Annotated in this window: 3 protein-coding genes; 2 read left to right on the top strand and 1 reads right to left on the bottom strand. The window is 70.8% G+C overall.

Going from position 1 to position 4,529, the window contains the following annotated elements; translation table 11 throughout:
* On the bottom strand, positions 1-2,276 hold a 2,276-nt coding region (locus tag GKQ77_RS28185), incomplete at its 3' end, for a molybdopterin cofactor-binding domain-containing protein (protein ID WP_219691745.1).
* A gap of 307 nt (positions 2,277-2,583) precedes the next feature.
* Between GKQ77_RS28185 and pstS the strand changes: the two genes are divergently transcribed.
* Positions 2,584-3,663 carry a phosphate ABC transporter substrate-binding protein PstS gene (gene pstS / locus GKQ77_RS28180; RefSeq protein ID WP_372460003.1) on the top strand — a complete coding sequence of 360 codons (1,080 nt, stop codon included), beginning with the start codon at positions 2,584-2,586 and terminating at the stop codon, positions 3,661-3,663.
* 90 nt (positions 3,664-3,753) lie between these two features.
* Positions 3,754-4,377, top strand: a complete 624-nt coding sequence (locus tag GKQ77_RS28175) for a LysE family translocator (RefSeq protein WP_219691744.1) — start codon at positions 3,754-3,756, stop codon at positions 4,375-4,377.
* Positions 4,378-4,529: the final 152 nt, after the last annotated feature.

Here is a 4,529-nt window from a genome sequence, read left to right as displayed (position 1 = left end):
CTCGTCGGCAGGGTGCCCGTCGCGCGCGCGTACGCGCAGGCGATGGCGGCGAACGCGGGCGCGACTCCCAACTCGCCCGCGCCCGCCGGCTTCTCGCTCTCGCTCGGCATGATCACGACGCGCAGTTCGAGCGGCGTGTTCCACTGCCTCGTATAGAAGTAGTTGTCCCAGCTGCCCTCCAGCGGGAGGCCGTCCTTGATGTGCAGACTGGACGTGAGGGCCATCGCCAGCGCGTCGTTGAAACCGCCCATCATCTGGGCCTCCAGGCCGCGCGGGTTGATGGCGAACCCCGCGTCGACGACGATCAGCGCCTTGGTGACGCGCGGTCCCGCGACCCCGTCCCTGATCTTCCGGTTGACGGTCTCGGGGCGGCAGTCGATCTCGACGAGCGTGGCGACCGCGCCCCGGTACTCCGCGTGCACGCCGATGCCCTGCGCCATCCCGGCGGGCATCGGCCTGCCCCAGTCGCCGTCCTCGGCCGCCCTGTCGAGCACGGCCCGCAGCCGCTTGTCCTTGAGGAACGCGCGGCGGAACTCCACCGGGTCCTTGCGCATTCTCGCGGCCAGCTGGTCGACGACCAGCTCCCGCGCGCACGCCACGTTCGGAGAGTAGATGTTGCGCATGCTGCCCGTGTTGAACTTCAGTGGTACCTCGTTCAGCAGCTGCGTGGTGACACCGAAGTGGTACGGCGTCGACTGCGTCAGCTGGAAGATCGTCTCGGCGAATGTCAGATTGCCCGCGACGGGCAGCTTCGCCGCCGCCGACGTGATCATCTCGCCCAGACCGTGACCGAAGTCCGTCTGCGAACCGGTGTGCCGCTGCTCGTAACTGAGGACGTTGCCCAGGGCGTACGTCGCCCGTACGCGCGAGACGCACATCGGATGCGTGCGGCCCTGGCGGAAGTTGTCCGTGCGGGACCACGACAGCTTGACCGGCTTGCCCATCTTCTGGGAGATCTCCGCCGCCTCGGCCGCCACATCGTGGAAGAGATGCCGGCCGAAGGACCCGCCGCCCTCCACCACATGCACGGTGACCGCCTTCTGGGGCAGCCCGAGCCGGGCCGCGATGTCCTGCTGCGCCACGATCGGCACCTTCAGGCACGACCAGATCTCGGCACGGTCGGCACGCACGTCGGCGATCGCGTTGTCCGGCTCCAGCGGGCTGTTGCTGGCGAACGCGAAGGTGAACTCCGCGTCCAGCTTCTTGGTGAGCAGCGGCGGTACGATCATCGGCAGGGCGGCCGCCTTGATCTTGCGCAGGACGGTGTCGTCCGACTCCGCGTCGACCGTGCCGCGCCCCCAGGTCACCTCCAGCGCCCGCAGCGCGTCGACGCACTGGCCGAATGTCGCGCCTCGCACGGCCACCCCGTGCTCGATCACCGCGACATCGGTGATGCCGGGCATCCGCAGCACCGCCTCGGCGTTGTGCACCGCCTTCACCGTGCCGTTGATCGTCGGCGGCCTGCGCACCATCGTCGGCTTCGCGTCCGGCACGTCGTGGTCCATGCCGAACTTCTTGCGGCCGGTGACGATCTCCAGGGCGTCGATACGGTTCTGGGGCGTGCCGAGCACCGTGAAGTCCGCGCGGGGCTTGAGCCGCGCGGTGGCCGCGCGGACCGTCGTGCTCGCGGCCTTCTCGGCGAGCGAGCCGTACGTGGCACTGCGGCTCCCGTGCCTGATCACACCGGACTCGACGGTCAGCCGGGAGGCGTCGACGCCCCACTGCCCGGCGGCCGTCGACACGAGCCGCTGCCGGGCGACGGCGGCGGCGGTGCGGACCGGCAGATACATGCTGCGCATCGAGTTGGAGCCACCGGTGAACTGGTTCATCAGCAACTCGGGCCGCGCGTCGGCGAGCGCGACCCGCACCTTGTTCAGCGGCAGGTCCATCTCCTCGGCGATCATCATGGCGATCGCGGTGGTCATGCCCTGGCCCACCTCCGCGCGGGGCACGGCGAACGAGGCGGTGCCGTCCGAGTGCACCTGGACCGTGATCAGGCCGGACGTCGGCGCCGCCGCCAGGTTCTGCAGATCGCCGAGGTCGAAGAGGTTCTCGGGCTGCGGAGGTGACGGTACGACCGCCGCGGCCTCCTGGGCCCCGACCGCGTCGGCGGCGAAGCGGACGCCGACGGCGAGGGTCGGGGCGGCGAGCAGATAGGCGAGCACTCGGCGGCGGCCGGGGCTTTCGGGGCCTTCGCGGCCTTCGGGGCCCGTGGGGTCTTCGGGACCTTCGGGTGCCGGAGGCTCCGGCTCCGCCGGGGGAGTGGGTTCTGCCATGTGAGGTCCTTCCAGAGCGGGTGACGGATTCTTCGCGCGAACGGGGGGACCAGTGTGGCGCGTTGGAGGCCCTGGGGCGGCGGTCGGCGGCCGAGAATCTTCGCTCGCCTCGCCTCACCTCCGTATGGCAGTACGACGCCTGATGTTCGCCGGGATGTCACCCCCTGTCACCCTTGATCGCCGACCATCTGAGATCCGATCGCGGTATCCCGGACCGCGGTATCCCGAGGGGACGACGTTGCGACGCCCAGGTCCAGGACGTACATACAAAGGCAGCACAACGCTCGCGGCGGGCTCACTGGCGGCCGTGCTGTCACTGGCCCTGGCGGGATGCGGACTCGCGGGCCTCGGGGAAGAGGATGGTGACGACCGCGCGTCGGGCGCTCCCGCGGCCGTCGCGGGGATCGACTGCGCGAAGTCTGGCAAGGTCCAAGGGACGGGTTCGAGCGCCCAGCAGAACGCGATGAAGTACTGGATCAAGGAGTACGAACGCGCCTGCCCCGGCGTGCGGATCGCCTACAACCCGATCGGATCCGGGGCCGGTGGCGCCCAGTTCCTGCGGGGCGCCACCGCGTTCGGCGGTTCCGACAGTGCGTTGAAGGCCGACGAGGTCACCCTCTCCAAGGAGGTCTGCGAGGGCGGTCGCGCGATCGATCTGCCCATGGTCGGCGGGCCCATCGCGATCGGGTACGACCTGCCCGGCGTCGACGACCTCGTCCTCGACGCCCCGACCCTCGCCAAGATCTTCGACCAGCAGATCACCACCTGGGACGACAAGGAGATCCAGCGGCTCAACCCCGGCGCCGAACTGCCCTCCCTGCCCATCCGCCCCGTCCACCGCTCCGACGACTCGGGCACCACGTACAACTTCCAGGCCTATCTCGCGGGCGCCGCGCCCGAGGACTGGCAGCACCCGGTGGGCAAGGCGTGGCAGGGCAGGGGCGGCGCCTCCGCGAGCGGGTCGAGCGGCGTCGCGACGGAGGTCACCTCGGGCGTCGGCGCGATCGGCTACTTCGAGCTGTCCTTCGCGCGGGCCCGGCACATCAAGACCGTCGGCATCGACACCGGCGCGCCCGCCCCCGTCCGGCCGACGCCCGCGACGGCGTCGGCCGGTATCGCGGCGGCCCGTGTGGTGGGCACGGGCAAGGACATGACGCTGAAGTTCCGCTACGCCGCCTCGACTCCGGGCGCGTACCCGATCGTCCAGGTCACCTACGAGATCGTCTGCGACAAGGGCAACCAGAAGGCGACCCTGCCCGCCCTCAAATCTTTCCTGGGCTACATCGCGAGCGAGGCGGGCCAGGAGCCGCTGTCCCGCCTCCACTACGCGCCTCTGCCGGAATCCGTCGCCGGTCAGGTACGGGACGTGGTCCGCACGCTCTCCTGACCGGGGCCGGATGGCCCCACCTCGGGCGGCCCCACCGGTGCCGGGTGACCCCCCTGCGGCCGGGCGAGGGCGCGGTGCGAGACTGCCCGCATGCTTACGGAGATCATCGCGGCGGCCGGCGTGCTCGGCCTGCTCACGGTGGTGCCAGGGCCGGACATGGCCGTGGTCACCAAACGGGCCGTCAGTTCCGGCTGGCGCGACGGACTGCGCACGGTCGGGGGCATAACCGCCGGACTGCTCGTCTGGGGCGTGCTCACGGTGGCCGGACTCGCCGCCGTGCTGGCCGCTTCGGCCCTCGCCTACACGGTCGTCAAGCTGCTCGGCGCCGCCTACCTCGTCTTCCTGGGAGTCCAGGCCCTGGTGCGCAGCCGCAAGGGCGAGCAGCCGCCGGCCGACGCCCTCGGCGCCGCGGCGGCCGGCGGCAACCCGTGGCGGACCGGCCTCGTCAGCAATGTCCTCAATCCCAAGATCGCCGTCTTCTACACCGGTCTGCTGCCCACGCTGACGCCCCGGTCCCTGCCCTCGCACCTGGGCATGGCCCTGCTGGTCCTGCTGCACGCTGCCCTCACCCTGATCTGGCTCGGCGGCTACGTCATGGTGCTCGCCAAGGCCCGCGCCTTCTTCAACAAGCCCCGGGTGCGCCGGGCACTCGATCGCGTGACGGGTGTGGTGCTGATCGGCTTCGGACTGAAGGTGGCGACGGCCGACAGCTGAGGGCGAGGCCCGAACCGCTCCTCGCCCGGGGCGTGCGGATGCGCATAGTGCGCAGGTGAGAGATGCAAGCGTGCGCTCACACGCACATAATCAGGGGCCGGGCGACCGGTGTCCACGCCGGGCGCGTACCGGAAGGGGCACCCCGTGAGCGA

Source organism: Streptomyces anatolicus (assembly GCF_019400875.1).
Taxonomy (GTDB): domain Bacteria; phylum Actinomycetota; class Actinomycetes; order Streptomycetales; family Streptomycetaceae; genus Streptomyces; species Streptomyces anatolicus.
Note: the sequence above shows the minus strand (reverse complement) of the source record. Positions and strands in the feature narration are given on the sequence as shown.